At 49.6% G+C, this 16,309-nt stretch carries 12 protein-coding genes; 2 read left to right on the plus strand and 10 right to left on the minus strand.

Annotated features, from left to right (window positions below; translation table 11 throughout):
• The 7 genes from F1379_RS15285 to F1379_RS15320 all read right to left on the minus strand — a co-directional run bounded on the left by F1379_RS15285 (position 1) and on the right by F1379_RS15320 (position 9,702).
• Positions 1-1,476: a Na+/H+ antiporter subunit D gene (locus F1379_RS15285; RefSeq protein ID WP_150271222.1), complete on the minus strand. Its 1,476-nt coding sequence runs from the start codon at positions 1,474-1,476 to the stop codon at positions 1-3.
• Positions 1,473-1,805 carry a Na(+)/H(+) antiporter subunit C gene (locus tag F1379_RS15290; protein WP_150271225.1) on the minus strand — a complete coding sequence of 111 codons (333 nt, stop codon included), beginning with the start codon at positions 1,803-1,805 and terminating at the stop codon, positions 1,473-1,475. Before F1379_RS15290 ends, F1379_RS15285 begins: the two co-directional genes overlap by 4 nt.
• Positions 1,793-4,660, minus strand: a complete 2,868-nt coding sequence (locus F1379_RS15295) for a Na+/H+ antiporter subunit A (RefSeq protein ID WP_150271227.1) — start codon at positions 4,658-4,660, stop codon at positions 1,793-1,795. The genes F1379_RS15290 and F1379_RS15295 overlap by 13 nt, the downstream gene beginning before the upstream one ends.
• A 33-nt stretch (positions 4,661-4,693) precedes the next feature.
• The gene (locus F1379_RS15300; RefSeq protein ID WP_150271229.1) at positions 4,694-5,326 is read right to left on the minus strand and encodes a universal stress protein; all 633 of its coding nucleotides are present in this window, start codon (positions 5,324-5,326) and stop codon (positions 4,694-4,696) included.
• Between the two features lie 462 nt (positions 5,327-5,788).
• Entirely contained in the window at positions 5,789-7,345 is a 1,557-nt protein-coding gene (locus F1379_RS15305) for a glycine betaine uptake BCCT transporter (protein ID WP_150271231.1), read from the minus strand.
• 496 nt (positions 7,346-7,841) lie between these two features.
• Positions 7,842-8,636 (minus strand): SDR family NAD(P)-dependent oxidoreductase, encoded by a 795-nt coding sequence (locus F1379_RS15315; protein WP_150271235.1) that lies wholly within the window; start codon positions 8,634-8,636, stop codon positions 7,842-7,844.
• Between the two features lie 58 nt (positions 8,637-8,694).
• Complete coding sequence (locus tag F1379_RS15320) at positions 8,695-9,702, minus strand: AraC family transcriptional regulator (protein WP_150271237.1); 1,008 nt, start codon at positions 9,700-9,702, stop codon at positions 8,695-8,697.
• A gap of 226 nt (positions 9,703-9,928) precedes the next feature.
• On the opposite strand from F1379_RS15320, the gene F1379_RS15325 reads away from it, so the two are divergent.
• Entirely contained in the window at positions 9,929-10,771 is an 843-nt protein-coding gene (locus F1379_RS15325; protein ID WP_150271239.1) for a helix-turn-helix transcriptional regulator, read from the plus strand.
• Between the two features lie 13 nt (positions 10,772-10,784).
• Here the strand turns inward: F1379_RS15325 and F1379_RS15330 are convergent, their stop codons facing one another.
• Both F1379_RS15330 and F1379_RS15335 read right to left on the minus strand, forming a co-directional pair.
• Positions 10,785-12,614 (minus strand): beta-L-arabinofuranosidase domain-containing protein, encoded by a 1,830-nt coding sequence (locus tag F1379_RS15330; protein ID WP_203457110.1) that lies wholly within the window; start codon positions 12,612-12,614, stop codon positions 10,785-10,787.
• Positions 12,615-12,721: 107 nt separating this feature from the next.
• On the minus strand, positions 12,722-13,477 hold the full coding sequence (locus F1379_RS15335) for an alpha/beta fold hydrolase (RefSeq protein ID WP_239004685.1): 756 nt from the start codon (positions 13,475-13,477) through the stop codon (positions 12,722-12,724).
• 127 nt (positions 13,478-13,604) lie between these two features.
• Here F1379_RS15335 and F1379_RS15340 point away from each other — a divergent pair, with 127 nt between their 5' ends.
• Positions 13,605-14,222, plus strand: coding sequence for a TetR/AcrR family transcriptional regulator (locus F1379_RS15340; protein ID WP_150271241.1), 618 nt, complete (start codon positions 13,605-13,607; stop codon positions 14,220-14,222).
• Between the two features lie 73 nt (positions 14,223-14,295).
• Here the strand turns inward: F1379_RS15340 and F1379_RS15345 are convergent, their stop codons facing one another.
• The gene (locus tag F1379_RS15345; protein ID WP_150271243.1) at positions 14,296-16,122 is read right to left on the minus strand and encodes an APC family permease; all 1,827 of its coding nucleotides are present in this window, start codon (positions 16,120-16,122) and stop codon (positions 14,296-14,298) included.
• Positions 16,123-16,309: the final 187 nt, after the last annotated feature.

The raw sequence follows: 16,309 nt of genomic DNA on the forward strand, positions 1-16,309 counted from the left end.
CTACTCCTTCATTATGGCTTGGATATAAATATCAGGTGTGGCCAGGACCTCGCCTGCCTGTGCTACATAGTCATATACATAATCGGCTCCGATTCCCATAGCGATTACAAGTATAACCAGTACGGCAGCGACAGCTGTAGCTCCTCTCAGGTTCACTTTAGGCAGCTCTGTCTCCGGTTCATTCCCCCAGAAGGCAAGCCGAAACACCTTGATCAGGGAATACAGCACCATTAAGCTTGAGCCCAAGGCAATAAGGGACAATGTCAGCATACCCGCATCGAGCGCTCCCCGAATGATCAGAACCTTGCCTGCAAAACCGCTGAGCGGCGGTATGCCCACCAAAGCAAGCGTCAGAATAAAGAACATCCAGCCAATGAGCGGGTATTTTTTAATGAGGCCTCCCATGCCGGATAGCCTTTCTGTTCCGGCAGCGGATATGATGATCCCGCCGAGAATAAACATAAGCCCCTTAGCCAGCATATCGTGCAGCAGATAAAAGACTGCCCCGTTCAGTGCATTCTCAGTGCCTGCAGCAAGTCCAAAAGCGACAAAGCCTACACTGATGATCACATTATAATTAAGGATGCGCGGGAGATCCTTATAGGCTACGGCCCCCAGGCTGCCTAAAATCATAGTTACTGCAGCCAACCAGGCGATCAGAGTATGAGTTAGCCCCGGATCGTTAACAAACATCAGCGTGAAGGTCCGGATAATTGCATAAAGCCCCACTTTGGTAAGCAGTGCCCCGAACAACGCTCTTACCGCCGGCGGCGGAGCACTGTAGGACCCAGGGAGCCAGAAGAACAGAAACAGTCCGGCCTTCAAGGCAAATACAATCAGGAATAATACGGCAATTACATTCAGCACACCGCCTTGTCCGGATTCGGCAATACGCTGGGACAGATGCGCCATATTAAGCGTTCCTACTGCAGCATAGAGATAAGCGACAGCTGCTACAAACAACGTTGAGGACACGATGTTGATCAATAAATACTTGGGTGTTTCCCGCAGCTGTAGCTTTGTCCCGCCCAGTGAAATCAGAGCATATGAGGAAATCAGCATGACTTCAAAGAAAACAAATAAATTGAAGATATCTCCCGTCAGAAAGGAACCGGTAACCCCGACCATCAGAAACTGAAAGAAAGGATAGTAATAAAACCGTTCCCGCTTCTCCTCAATGCTCTGGAAAGAATACAGAAGAACCGCAAAGCTGACGACAGCAGTCATCATAACCAGTAAAGCGGCAAACATATCCCCTACAAATACTATTCCGTAAGGAGCAGCCCAGCCTCCCATCTCCAAGGTTAGAATGCCCTCTTTGTGAACACGGGAAACGAGCAATATAGCAGTAATCATATTCAGCAGTCCGCTGACCGTACTGATTCCACGCTGAAGGCGGATCTTTTCTTTGAAGAAAAACAGGATCACAGCCGTGCATAATGGAATCAGGACAGGCAGCACCAGAACATTGCTCATTCTTTGACCTCCTTGATGCTGTCAATCTCGTCCGTACCTAACCCCTGATAAGAACGGTAAGCCAGTACAAAATAAAAAGCGGTAACGCCAAAGCTGATGACGATGGAGGTTAGGATCAGAGCCTGAGGCAGAGGGTCGACATAGGAATCCGCATCGCCGAGAACAGGAGCGGCCCCCTGCTTGAGTCCGGCCATGGTCAGGAGCAGCAGATGAACGCCGTGCGTCAGCAAAGAGGTTCCCAGTATAATCCGCAGCAGGACCTTTGACAGAATCAGATAAACCCCTATCGTAAATAAAATGCCTATGGCCAGCGCCATTACGAGTTCCATTGCTTATCCTCTCCGATCGTTAAAATAATGTTCATGGTTACACCTACTACAGCCAGATAGACCCCCAGGTCAAATAATACGGCCGTTGCCAGCTCGGTGTCCCCAAGGATAGGCAGGTGGAAATGGCCGAAGGCATGGCTCAGGAATGGAGCGCCAAAGAGGAATGAGCCAGAAGCCGTCAGTATAGCGATCAAGAGCCCGACCGCAGTCAGCAGCCGATAATTCACCCGTACCGCCTGCCGGATCTGATCCATGCCAAAAGCGATGGCCATCAGCACCAGTGCGGCAGAGGTCATCAAGGCCCCGATAAAGCCTCCCCCAGGATTGTTATGCCCCGCAAAGAACAGGTACAGTGAAAAGATCACAATAATGACTACAATCGCCCTCGACATCGTCTGCAGAATGACGTCATTGCTGCGCACCGGCAAGGCTGCACGCAGTTTCCCCGGCTTCGGTGTTTGCTGCGCATCTCCCTCCAGCTTTAATTTGATCAGAGCGAAGATGGACAGTGAGGCGATGCCGAGCACCATAATCTCGAACAGGGTATCGAATCCGCGGAAGTCCACCAGGATGACATTGACTACATTCTTTCCTCCGGCCAGGTTATAGCTTTCTTTCAGGAAAAACTCGGATATGGGCTCAAATGGACTGCTGCCTATCGCTGCCAGCGCGATTAAGGTCATTGTAACGCCAACGCCCAGGGCTATAACCAGATTGGGCAGCTTGAAGCGCAGCGTCTCCTTCTGCTGCTTCAGCTTCGGCAGGTACCGGAAGCAAAGCAGGAACAGAATGACCGATACGGTCTCGATGATCATTTGTGTCAGTGCAAGGTCCGGCGCCCGGAATAGAACGAATAGCAGCGTTACCATGTACCCCACACAGCCGGTGAACAGGATGGCGTTGACACGGGACTTGGCGAACGGAATCCCGAAAGCCGCCAGCAGCATGACTAATACTACAGCCACCTCGTATATGGACAGCGGAGCATACTGCTCCATGCCAAAGCTTATACCGGGTTCCCGTACCAGAACGGTAAGCAGCGCAATGACAAAGAAACTGAAAATATACATCAGGTAATGGCGGTTCGAGCCGGTCATATACGCATTGGTCAGACGTCCCGACCCCCGCTCAAGCAGCTGAAGAGAAGCGTCGTATACGCGGTTGAGAGTATTGGTCCCCTTTGCTTCCCGGTCCAGCAGCCGCAGCCGGGTATAGGTTCTGTAAAGAAGGATGCCCACTGCTATAACACCGAGTGTCATAAAGATCTCGGCCGTCCAGCCATGCCAGAAATGAATCGAAACCTCGAAGGTTTCTCCGGGCGCAAGCATTCCTTTATGAACGGAGGCCATAGCCGGTTCAATCAGCGCCCTAGACACAAGCTCAGGGAAGAAGGCAAACACAACAGCCAGCGATATTAATAATACCGGCGGCAATAAAAGTCCCAGCGGCGCTTCATGCGGTGCTTTATCCAGCTTATCCTGCTTGAGCTTGCCGCCGAAGGCCTTGAAGACGAGAATCATGCTGTATACAAAGGTGAATACACTGGCAATCCAGGCAATGACCGGAAAGAGACTCAGCCAGAAGCTTGAGTTCAAGAGGTCAAACTCCCTGATATTGAGCACGGAAGTGAAGAACATTTCTTTACTCAGAAAACCGCTGAAGGGCGGCAACCCCGCCATCGAGAAAGCCCCGATTGACGCAATGGTGAAAGTAACCGGCATCACCGTCATGAGTCCACCCAGATTGCGGAGATCCCGGGTTCCGGTCTCATGGTCAATAATGCCGACCACCATAAACAGGCTGCCCTTAAAAACGGCATGGTTGATCAGATGAAAGAGCGCTGCCGTAGTAGCCATGGCGTAGAATATGGCGTCTTCTTTACCACTGAAAAAGGCGGATGCTGACCCTAGCCCCAGCAAGGACATAATTAAGCCGAGTTGGCTGATGGTCGAGTAGGCCAGCAGGGCCTTAAGATCGGTTTGCCGGATCGCTTTAAAGGAACCGTAAATCAGCGTGACCAGACCAGTGGCAGAAACCAGCCAGAACCAGCCGGCCTGACCGGCAAATACCGGGGTCAATCGGGCAACCAGATATATCCCCGCCTTCACCATGGTTGCCGAATGAAGATAGGCACTTACCGGAGTCGGGGCTTCCATAGCATCAGGCAGCCAGATATGAAACGGAAACTGGGCTGATTTCGTAAATGCACCCAGCAGAATCAGCAGCATAGCCGGAATAAACATCGAATGCTCTGTTAAAGCTCCCACCTGAGGAATAATTTCGCGGATGCTGTATGATCCGGTCATTAAATATAGCATATTGAAGCCGGCAAACATCGCCAGACCGCCGAAGACGGTAATCAGCATGGATTTCAGGGCTCCGTAACGGGATCTCTCCCGCCCATACCAGAATGCTATGAGCAGGAAAGACGAAATGCTCGTAAGCTCCCAGAAGCCGTACAGCACCATCAGGTTATCCGAGAGGACGACGCCCAGCATCGCTCCCATGAACATGAGCAGATAGATATAGAATTGGTGAATCCCTTCGGTATGCTTATCCAGATAATGAATAGAATATAGCACAACAAGCGCACCCATCCCGGTAATCAACAGAACAAACAGCAGACTCAGTCCGTCCAATACCAGGGTAATGTCAATTCCCAGCTTCGGCATCCAGGCAATAGTGGATACTATGCTATCTTCCGTCCGGACCGTATGAATCTCCGTCAGGAAATACACGAAGAGGGCCGCCGGAAGCGGTAGAACAACCCACCCCGGATGAACAAGCTTAGTTCGTTTGATGAGCAGTATGATTATTGATAGTAAAAACGGAAGCAAAACAGCTGTATGCAGCAAAGCTTAGTCCCCCCTCTATTCTGATCTGTGTATTTAAACGGGCTTTACCCATTCATTCTGAACAATCCTTAAGTATTGTGCTTCACCGTTCTTTACCAGCTTAAATAAGCCAGTGTTAAAATCCGTGTCCAGCTCGCGGTAGAATACGCCTTTGATCGTTTCGCTGCCGGCAGCCTCCTCTGCGAGAATGTAACGCCCGCCCTCTTTGACCAGATATGCAGTGGAGCCTTGCTCATGGGTTTGCTCCAGCATTTCCGGATACCGCTGGACTGCTACGATATGCAGATCAATTGTTCCTGCCTGTTCCATTAAATCATTGATGAAATTACCCTTGGTGATTTCCTGCCAAAGAGTCCGGATTGATTGTCCGAGTACAATCTGAGTAACCCCGTTCTCTTTGGCAGCTTCGACAATAATATCCACAGTCTTTCTTCCGTTACATTTACGTATTAAAAACTGTCCTCCCGCTTCCTTCGTCTGGTTCTCCCACGCGGAAAGGTAATGCTGCTTTTGCATGTTATATTCATTGTCTCCAATTGCATCTACCGTAAGTACAATCAGCGGAGCCTGTAGTCGTCTTGCGAGCTCCCCTCCCCGGTGAATCAGCCGCTGTCCATGGGGACCGTAGTGTACACATACCATGATACCCTCTGCGCGTGTTTCCATTTAGAAGCCTCCTTGAAAGTTAAATTATTCCATTAAAAAACAATAAAAAGAGCCTGCTGTTGGCAGGCTCCTCCGGTTTGGTGCGTATACAATTAGTGACATTATATAGTCAACCGTAAAGAAAGTAAAGCGATCTGCTTGGGTATAGTCTGAAAATGATTAGAGGAGCCTGTTGTAAAAGGAGGTGTCTCCCGTGTTCGTACAAAGATACAAAATAATGATCTGTGCTGCTTTGTTCGTTCTAATGTTAATGCTGGGGTGGGGTCTGGAGCAAGCGATGGTCTCTTCCCCTGTAAAGATTTCCCGGGCTCAGGTCCCGGGCGAAGAAAATGAACTATATATGGAAGGTGGTTACACGGAAATTCAGTTCCTTACAGAACCTTTTCTGCCCCGGCAATACGCAAGAATCCGCAGAATGGCGGATTAGAGAATACCCGCAAGTCAAAAAGCCTGCCCCCGCCCTCACTTCGCTGGAATTTCATTCTTGAATGGTTCTTGCTCCTCCAGCAATCGCTTCAGCTTTTGGCGTTGACGTTTTTCCCTTTGCCGCCGCTCCTTGTCCTCAGCCTGCAAAGCCTTAAGCAGGGAGATACACATGCCGATCAGAACAATGGCAAATGGTAAGGCGGCCACAATGGAGGCCGTCTGAAGTCCGCTTAACCCGCCGCTAATCAGCAACACTACCGCTATGGCGGATTGCAGGATGCCCCAGGTTAATTTCACTCTTGCACTGGGATTCAGCTTGCCGTCCGAAGTCAGCATGCCCAGCACAAAGGTAGCTGAATCGGCTGATGTGATAAAAAACATCATAATCAGGAGCGTAGCAATAAGCGCGATGATCGTACCTAAGGGCAGCTGTTCCAGTGTGATAAACAGAGCGGTAGTGGTATCTTCTTTAACGGCTTGAGCCAGTTCGGCGGCATCGAACAATTCCAGGTGAAGTCCCGTCCCTCCGAATACCGAAAACCAGATAAACCCGAACAGACTCGGAATAATCATGACACAGATGACAAACTCTTTGATCGTCCTGCTCTTGGATACTCTTGCAATAAAAGTCCCGACAAAGGGAGCCCAGGCGATCCACCAGGCCCAATAGAATAACGTCCATGCGCCGACCCAAGTGCCTCTTGAGAAAGGAGTTAACCGCAAACTCATATTGATGATATTTTGCAGGTAGCTGCCTAACGTTGTTGTAAACGTGTCGAAAATAAAGGAAGTCGGACCAGTTGCCCATACGAATAGCATTAATAGTATGGCAATAACCAGATTGGTGTTGCTGAGGGTTTTGATTCCTTTATCCAGGCCTGTAGTGGCTGAGATGAGAAACAACACAGTCACTATAGCAATGACTATAACCTGGGTTGTAACGGAGTTCGGAATCCCGAATAAATAGTCCAATCCTCCGCCGATTTGAAGTGCACCGAGTCCCAGTGAAGTTGCAACCCCAAAGATCGTGGCAATCACCGCCAGGATATCGATAGTCTTGCCCAGCCAGCCGGAAGCTAGACGTTCGCCCAATAAAGGAATAAACGTTGAACTGATCAACCCTTTATATCCTTTACGGAACTGGAAATAGGCAAGCGCTAATCCTATGACGGTGTATATAGCCCACGGATGCAGTCCCCAGTGAAAAAAGGAATACCGCATGGACAGCCTTGCTGCTTCTGCTGTACCTCCTTCTACGCCCTCCGGCGGAGATAAATAGTGGGATAAGGGCTCCGCCACCCCCCAGAATACAAGTCCGATCCCCATACCAGCGCTAAAAAGCATCGACAGCCAGGAAAGTGTGGAATATTCCGGTTCATCATCGTCATCTCCAAGCCTGATCCCGCCAAACCTGCTGAATGCTAAGTAGAAAGCGAATATTAAGAAGAATAAAGTGGCCAGTAAATAAAACCAGCCGAAATTGTGGATGGAGAAATTGTAAGCGACATTAGCCGTATCCGCCAGTTGGTCAGGAGCGACCGCTCCCCATATTGCAAATAGCGCCACTATGGTAATAGCAATGGTGAAGACCATCAATGTACCTCCATAAATCATTGAATTGTTAACAGCTCTTGCTTAGTATGCGTTAATTTAACTTGTAATATTTCGGCAGATCGTGAAACAGCCTATTTTCCGGCATAAATAATGATCGCTCCTCCCTGATTGTTATCAAACAAAAAGAGCCCGCGCTGCGGGGCTCCTCCTAATACCAGTTATTAACCTTTTATGAATGAGATGATTCATGATTATGATGATTGGCAATTATTTCAATAACTTCTCCGGGTTCTTCACATGGATTGAAGCTACTTCTCCGCAATCCAGACAAATCGTGTAGATCCTTTCAGAGCCTATAGCCATTTTCTTGTCCAACGGCCGGAGATTGATGAAATCCGTAGCTTGTACGAATGAACTCCCCCCGCATGCCGTACATTTCTTGTCCGAAACGTTCATGGTTACAAATCCCTCCATTTTTAATGTTTAAAATTTATACGTTATAAATAGAGAGACGTTTCCATAATTTATCTGGAGGTTAGTAAATCGTCGGGACCATTCCCCCGTCCATACGGATCGGTGAACCTTTGAAAGGTGTGGCGTAAGGGCTGCATACGAATGCTGCAAGTCTGCCGATTTCGCCCGGTCTGATGAACCGCTGTAATTCGGATTGCGGGAGATTGGCGGCCATGAAGGTTTTTTCTTTTTGCTCAAAGGTCATATTCACGTCCGGAAAGACACTCTCAATAATTTGCTGTACATTCTCCGATAGAGTAGGCCCCGGCATAATCGTATTGACGGTAACCTCCGTCCCAGCTGTAAGTTTCGATAGACTCTTCGACAAAGAGAGCAGCATGGATTTGGTTACCGCATATTGCGGCATTTGTCCGGATGGCATCACCGCTTCCTCGCTGGCAATAAAGAGGATCCGGCCAAAGCCGCCACTAAGCATACCCGGCATGTAGAATTTGGACAGCGCGTTTGCGGCGAGCACATTGGTCTGAAAATACTTCTCCCATACGGCGTCGTCTACTTCATCATAGGACATGATTTCGTAAATCCCGGTGTTGTTTACCAGAATGTCCACTTGCGGGAACTTGGCGAACAAAGCTTCCCGCTCCGTGACATTGACGATATCGGCTACCGCATTCTGGGGTGAAGTATTCGGATAGGCAGCCTTGATTTCGTCAACCACGCGTTCTGCCTCCTCGTGATTCCGGCCATTGATCAGAACGTTGACCCCTTCTTTGGCCAATTCAATGGCAATGGCTTTGCCGATTCCTTTCGTTGATCCTGTTACCAGCGCTGTCTTGTTGATCAATCCCATATCCATGATGCATTTCTCCTTTGGTTTAATCTAGTTGTAGTTTGTGTTCGCCTGATGGTTACGGTTAGACGCCTGCATGCTCGCTGCGCCAGTGGGCAGGCGTGTCGCCTTCCCAGATGCGGAATGCACGGTAGAACGAATTTTGGTCTTCATACCCAATCAGGAAGGCCACTTCCTTAATATCGAGTGAAAGATCGGCCAGATACATACGTGCCTGTTCATGTCTGGCCTCTGTAAGCAGATGGACGAAGCTTGTGTTCTCCCCGGTCAGCCGGCGCTGCAGCGTGCGGTCGCTCATCCCTAATTCCTTGGCGACCATCTGGATATCGGGACGCCCGCCGCTGAAGCTGCGCTTCATGATCCATTTCACCCTCTCCGGCAAGGAACGGTTGCCTTGATGTTCGTGCAGCGTACGGTCCAGGGCAGGGGTCAGAATCTCCAGTAACTCTTCGTTATAGGTAAGGAACGGACGATCCAGATCCTTCCGGTGTAGTGTCAGCCGGTTGCGGCCGGCATCCGTCAGGACCCGGCAACCGAAATAGGCTTCCAGAGCCTGTACATCGCCCATCGGCTGCGCGAATTCTATTGTGCTGGCCGTCAGGTGCTGACCTGTGCCCCGCCGTCCCAATTCAAGCAGGAATGCCAGTGTAATTCCTACCAGCAACGGCGGGCAGGATTGGCCGTTCACGAGCCATTCCAGCTCGATGGCACATTCTTCTCCATCTTCCTGCATCCTCAGGCTTTCTGGAGGACAAAGCTGTTTATACCGGACCATCCGGTGCAGTGCATCGCGATAATCGCGGGCATGATAGGTGGCCATAACGGGAGGCGGAAACTGGGTGGTTTCATAAATGGTCACCAGTTTAATGATCCCATGGGCCATATCGCCTGCCAGGCTGGAGTAGGCCTCCCAGATGGCATAATATTGGGCGGTGGTCACAGCCGGCTCCGATATGATGGTGAGCGGCAAGCCGGCTTTGCGGGCTACATCATGGGGGGCGATCCCCAATTGCCGCAATCCTTCCCAGAAGCCCGCCGGCATTTTGACGCGGTCAAGATAATGGGGTTTCATCGGTGTGCACCTCCTTCGGTCTGGCTTACGGGTATTATGATACCCTTAATGCTCCGGGAAGTAACTAGCAGAGCGTGACAACGGACTGGCGGAATGCGCCAATCGCCAAACGAAAGGAACAAAGTACAATTCGCTTGGTTGTATTCGCTTGCCCGGTAACAATATGATATTATCCTCTTATGTTTACGAGGGTATTTATAATTCATATATTTCCGGGTGATTAGCAATGAAGTATTTCTGTACATATACAGCCAAGCCGTTATCTTATTCTACTTGCGGAAATCTGCTGAGCAAGGATGGGTTTCTTCACCACAGGCGGATATTCGACTACCATGTGCTGATTTTCGTGCTTGAAGGAACCTTGAATATTACCCAGGCGGATGTACCGCATTCGGTGGCTTCCGGGCAATATATCTTCCTGAGAGGGGGGGATGAGCATTACGGGCATAAGCCATCAACGGGGAAGCTGGCCTATCTGTGGGTCCATTTCTCTTCCGATACGCCATGGCATACCGGATTGAACAGCAGCGGCTTTGAGTCCTCTGCCTTCTATTCTTATTGCATTCCCGAACATGGTACTTCAAGAAATCCGCAGCGCATTAGCCTGCTGTTTCATCAGCTTATTGATTTCTCACGCCAGGAGAATCTTTACACCGAAGCAATGCTTTCTTACGCCATGAGTCTGCTTGCTATGGAGATTACACAACAATTTATCGATGGTTTATACAATCGCTCTAATCATATATCACCTGTTATTTATTCGATCATGGAATGGGTTAAATCCAATTGCCACCAGCCGCTCACCTTACAGGACATTGCCGGAGAATTTCACTATAATGCCGAATACCTGTCCTCACTCTTTAAAAAAGAAACCGGCATGAAGCTGATCTATTTCTTGAATAAATCGCGGATCGAAATTTCGAAGAACCTCTTGTCCAGCAATAATATCAGCATCAAAGAAGCCGCATATTCATGCGGCTTCCGGGATGAGAAATATTTTATGAAGCTGTTCAAAATGTATGAAGGGATGACTCCCCTACAGTATAAAAATGCTTTTCACAAAATGTGAGGCTCATCATGAATTAGCTTGGTTTATGGCTGAAATAGACCGTGTAGGGTTCATCGGTAATTTCGTAAAGCGGCTTCAGCATGATGTTCTTCGCTTGATGGCGTGTCCGGTAGCTGTTCTGCTTCCAAGGATACGTTTCATAGGTATGTTCGGCCTGCGGCATCAGGAATGTCTTCGGATTGCTGAAGTCACCCGTAAGACCGCAGTCGCTGTCCGTTAGACCCGCAAGTACAATTGGCCCGTCAACTACGGCGGCAAGCTCAGGCATATCGGGCAGCGCCTCCATCGAAAGAGTGCTCGGGAAGAAGAGGTTGATCGTATCATCCTGCCATTCTTTTGTAATATTCAGATATCCGCCGTGAATATCAGGTGAGGCAACCTCTTGCCCGTTAACTTGGACCACGGGTGTTCCTTTGACCCATGCGGGCACGCGGAAGCGCAGCGTAAATGATTCTGAAGCTGACGAGGTCACACTGAATTTCAAGGACCATCTCGACATTTGGCTGTCATCGTGCTCGTCGAAGAAGGCTTGGGCATTGTAGGTTTTCATATCCGTAGTCTGCTCAATGCAAATATCAGTTTCCCCGCGGCGATATTCCAGTCTTGAGGGAATGTATTGGCTGACAATCAGCTGGCCCGCTTCACGATCCTCGAAATAGATTAAGTCGCCATATAAAGCCTGGGCCTGGACCATTGTTCCGTGGCAGCACCAGAAATCTCTTGTTTTAGTTCCCCACCGTTTACGGCTACCCGCTGACAACGGCAGAAAGTATGCAGGCATGCCTGTTTCGGCATTCTGCTGGGCAAGGAAGCCGTTATACAGGCTTCTTTCGATATAATCCGCATATTCGGTATTGCTTGTCCATTTATACAGATAGGAAGCTGTTCTGACCATATTGTATACGGTGCAGAATTCCTGATTCCTCTCCCCGAGGAATTGTCCTAACATAAACGGAGGCTCCCAGAATTCGCCTGCATTCTGGCCGCAGGTACAATACGTTCCTCTATCTGTAACCGCGTTCTTCCAGAACAGCTCCGTGATATGGCGCCACTTCTCCCCTCCGGTGACCTCATAGAGCTTGGCTGCACCGTGAGATAAAGGAATGCTCGCATTGGCATGGCAGTTGGTCAGCGCGTCTTTGCCCTCCTGCAGCTTTCGGAACAGGCTGGGATTGCGGTAGCGCTCTGCCAGGAACATATATTTATCTTTCTTGGTGACTTCGTACAAGGTGACCCATATTTCAAGCATGCCGCCCTCTTCCCCGCTGTATACGGCATGTGGGTTCTTCTTCAGCATTGCGTTGATCCAGCGGAGATACCAGTCGCTCAGATGATCCAGGATGTCCAGAGCCTGCTCATTGCCGGCGTCTGTATAGGCGTGAGTAAGCCCCATAATCGTTTTATGCATTACATATTGCGGTGACCAGATATGCTGATCATCGGCTAATTTTTGAAAGTACTTTTCAGGGATGGAGCCTACCCACTCTCCCCCGTTCAATTCCTGGCATCTGGCTAATTCTGCAATGATTTTATCCAGCTTGGCCTTCAGCTCCATATCGCGCTCGGTGGCCACATATGATGCCGCAGCGGAGAGCCAATGGCCCAGAAAATGACCTCTGAGCTGGCAGGTCGGCGCTTCCCAGCCCCAATGCAATTTAGCGGTTTCCGGATTATCGACAACCTGAAGCCCCGGCATAATAATTCCCGCTTCCAGATAGAAATTCTGCAGCAGGCACTGCGTATCCAGCTCCATCAGGTATTCTCTGTTCTTATTAAATCGTTCCCGGAAGATACCCGGAAGCAGTTTAATGTTTCTTTTATCGATGGTTGTTAGCAACTTCATCCCTCGCTCACCCTAAAATTAGTTGATAGGGTTATCATAGTTTAATTTCTTGGGGTTGTCGGTAGACAAAAACCCAGAAACGGTCGAGGAAATGGAGCACTTACGGTTTACTGCTTGAACCAGTCTTCCAGAGCATCCACTACTTCATCCCACTGCTGCTCATCCGAAATTTCCGGCGCGCGGTCTCCCTTTTGATTGCCGTATGAACCGAACTGGCCATGGTTTCCGCCTTCGACACTGACATAGGTCGTGCCTTCCGGAAGATTCTTCTTGGCGTCCTTCCACCGTTCGAGGTTCAGCACACCGTCATCTGTCCCTGTGATCTGCAGGGCGGACAGGCTGGAATCCGTTAAGCTTCCGCTGTCATCCGCATAGGAGGCCAGGAAGAAGACACCATCCAAGCTATCAGTGTGTTCCGCTGCATACCTGGAGGCAAAGACGCCGCCCAGCGAATGGCCGCCGATGACAAAGGACTCGTCAGGATGTTCTGCGATAAAAGCATCCGCCTTGTTCTGGCCGAACATGGCCAAATTGAACGGCATCTCAGCTATATATACTCTGTGCCCCTTCTCTGCCAGCTTCCGGGCCATCGGAGAGTAGCTTGACGGCTCCACCAGTCCGCCAGGATAAATAATGATATTTGGCCCCGTCGTCTCTCCCTCCACGGGTTCAAACCGGTATCCCTCTTTGATCTTGGCGACTTCGATCTGATCATCACTCTGCATAGCGGCTTCAGCCCGTTCGGACGGACTGTACATAATGGATTGCAGATATATAAGGAGTCCAGCTGCAATAATAACTACAGAAGCACCTGCCCATATCATTACTTTCTTCCAGTTTATTCTGCGTTGTGTGCTTTTCAACCGTTATACCACCTTTACTGTTTATCTTAGATTTGAAATTAATTATACTTACCGGTAATAATATTTACAAGCTATATTTACTTGTGAGGAAGGTTTGTCATAAAATCATGGTAAAGGGGAGTGTGCAATGTCAGAGAAACCCACCAGGCGTCTGCCCGGAAGGCCCAAGCAAGCGGATAACAAGCTTTCGATTCAGGCCGCGATCATTCAGACCGCCTCTCAATTGTTCATGGAGAATGGCTACGATGCTGTAAGTCTTGGACAGATTGGTGAGCGGTGCCGGGTGACCAAGCCGACCATATACTATCATTTCGCCAGCAAACCCGAGCTATTCACGATAGCGATGATCACCATGTTTCAGAGTATCCGCCAGTTAACCTCAAGTATGCTTGACTCAGCCGATACTCTGGAGACCGGGCTAATAAACTTAGCCGAAGCCAGCTTGGCGAATCCTCATGCAGAAGTGGAGACGATGATCAAGAAGGCAGAGCCCTTCCTTGAATATGATCAAATTCAACAAATCCGCGATGCCGAGCTTAAGATCCACGAAGTGTTAGCCGCCCATTTCCGGGTGGCGATGGACCGGCAGCTGCTGCGCGAGGACGATCCCCTGTTCCTGGCGGAGACCTTCTCTACCTTAATGCTCATGGGGAACCGGGAAATTCCCGCTCAGAAATACGGGTCCTTTCGTGAATTTGCACAAAGGCTGGTCCATATCTTTCTTAGAGGGGCAGCATCTTCTTAATTCGCCGCAGTCTTTGATTGGACAATAATAAAAGGCTTGCCTCAATCCTGTTGGTTGAGGCAAGCCCTTTGTTTTATTTTTTAAGATGATAAGGCACGGTCGTAACGATCACATCTCTGCGGAATAATAAATGCGCACGGATCAGCAGGCTGGACTGGTTATGCAGGATGTTCTGCCAGCCTTTCTTCGGAATGAATTGCGGAATAATAACAGTTACCTTGTGATTCGACTCGGCAGCCTTCCACTGGACCGTATCAATAAACTTGATCAGCGGCTGCAAAATACTGCGGTAAGGCGTATACAGCGTCACCAGACGCACATCCGGCAGAACCCTGTTCCACTTCTCCTCAAACGCAGCCTCTTCCTCTCGTTCAAAAGGAACATAAACGGCGATAATCTGCTGCGGGGACAGCGATTTGGCATACTCCAGAGAATTCATAACCACGTGGGTAATCCCTGCTACCGGCAGTATAATTACATTTCCCTCAATCCGTGCGGTTTCCTCGCAGGTTGTTATTCTGAGCTGATCGGCAACCGCCTCATAATGCTTGTGAATCCGGTCGAAGATCAGCAGTAGCAGCGGTAAGAACACAAACACGGGCCACACCTGTGTGAACTTGGTCAAAAAGAACATGAGCGTCACAATGAGGCTGATCAATGCGCCGACCGTGTTGATGACAAACTTCTGCGTCCAGCCGGCCGGCTTCTCCCGCAGCCATTTCACCATCATGCCGGTCTGCGATAACGTAAAGGGAATGAACACGCCGACAGCATAAAGCGGGATCAGCTGTTCAGTTTCCCCCTCAAAGACGTAAATAAGGACAATCGAGAGAAGCCCCAGTATAATAATCCCGTTGGAGTACCCGAGCCGGTCCCCTCTCACCGTGAACATTCGCGGAATGTACTTGTCCTTGGCCAAGTTTACAGCGAGCAAAGGAAAAGCCGAATAGCCAGTATTGGCGGCTAGAATCAAGATTAATGCCGTCGTACCCTGGATGAAATAGTACATCGCGTTCCGTCCGAAGGTCTGCTCTGCAATCTGTGAGACCACAGTGACATCGCCGCGCGGGGCTACCCCGTAATAATAGGCCAGCACCACAATCCCCGAGAACAAGACCGCCAGGATTGCCCCCATGGCCAGCAGGGTTTTGGCTGCGTTGGAAGCTGCGGGATGCTTGAAGTTCGGAATGGCATTAGAGATGGCCTCGACGCCGGTCAGCGCTGAGCTTCCGGAAGAAAAGGCCCTCAGCAGAAGGAATAAGCTAATGCCTGCCACCGGAGTACCTATGGGTGTATGCAGCTCTGCCGGAACATTCCCCGTCAGAATGTTATACAAGCCTGTACCGATCAGGATGGCCAGGGCCAGGACGAATAAATATACGGGATAAGCCAATACGGAAGCGGATTCCGTTACCCCTCTTAAGTTAAGCACGGTAATCAGCAGCACGAATCCGGCGGCAATGATTACTTTATGCTCATGCAGACCGGGAAACGCTGAGGTAATCGCATCGGTTCCGGCCGATACACTTACAGCTACCGTCAGAATGTAGTCCACCAGCAAGGACCCTCCGGCTATGAGCCCCGGGTAGCGGCCCAAATTCTCCTTGGATACCACATACGCTCCCCCGCCATGCGAATAGGCGAAGATAATTTGCCGGTAGGATAGAATTAGTGCGGTCAGCAACACCAATACGCCTATTGCAATCGGAATGGAATACCAGAAGGCAGCTGCACCGATGGTGAACAGTACAATCAGAATCTGTTCCGGGCCGTACGCAACGGATGATAAGGCATCGGATGAAAGAATGGCCAAGGCTTTCTTTTTGTTTAGTTTCTGCTCCCCCAGCTCTGTGGACTTTAAAGGCCTTCCGATCAAGAATCTTTTTAGAAATGAGATCACGGGTTTCACCACTTGTTGTTTATTTAATACAGCTAAATGGCGCAAGAAGCCATATTGCTGCGAGTATATCATCTGTGGCATTAACACCGCGTTAAGATTTGCATGGCAACATTAAGATTGCATTAAGATGGGTTCGGAAAGGTATATACTTTATTTCCGATAGGATATGTGGTATTTTAAGCATAAG

The organism is Paenibacillus tepidiphilus (genome assembly GCF_008635795.1).
Classification (GTDB): domain Bacteria; phylum Bacillota; class Bacilli; order Paenibacillales; family Paenibacillaceae; genus Paenibacillus_AQ; species Paenibacillus_AQ tepidiphilus.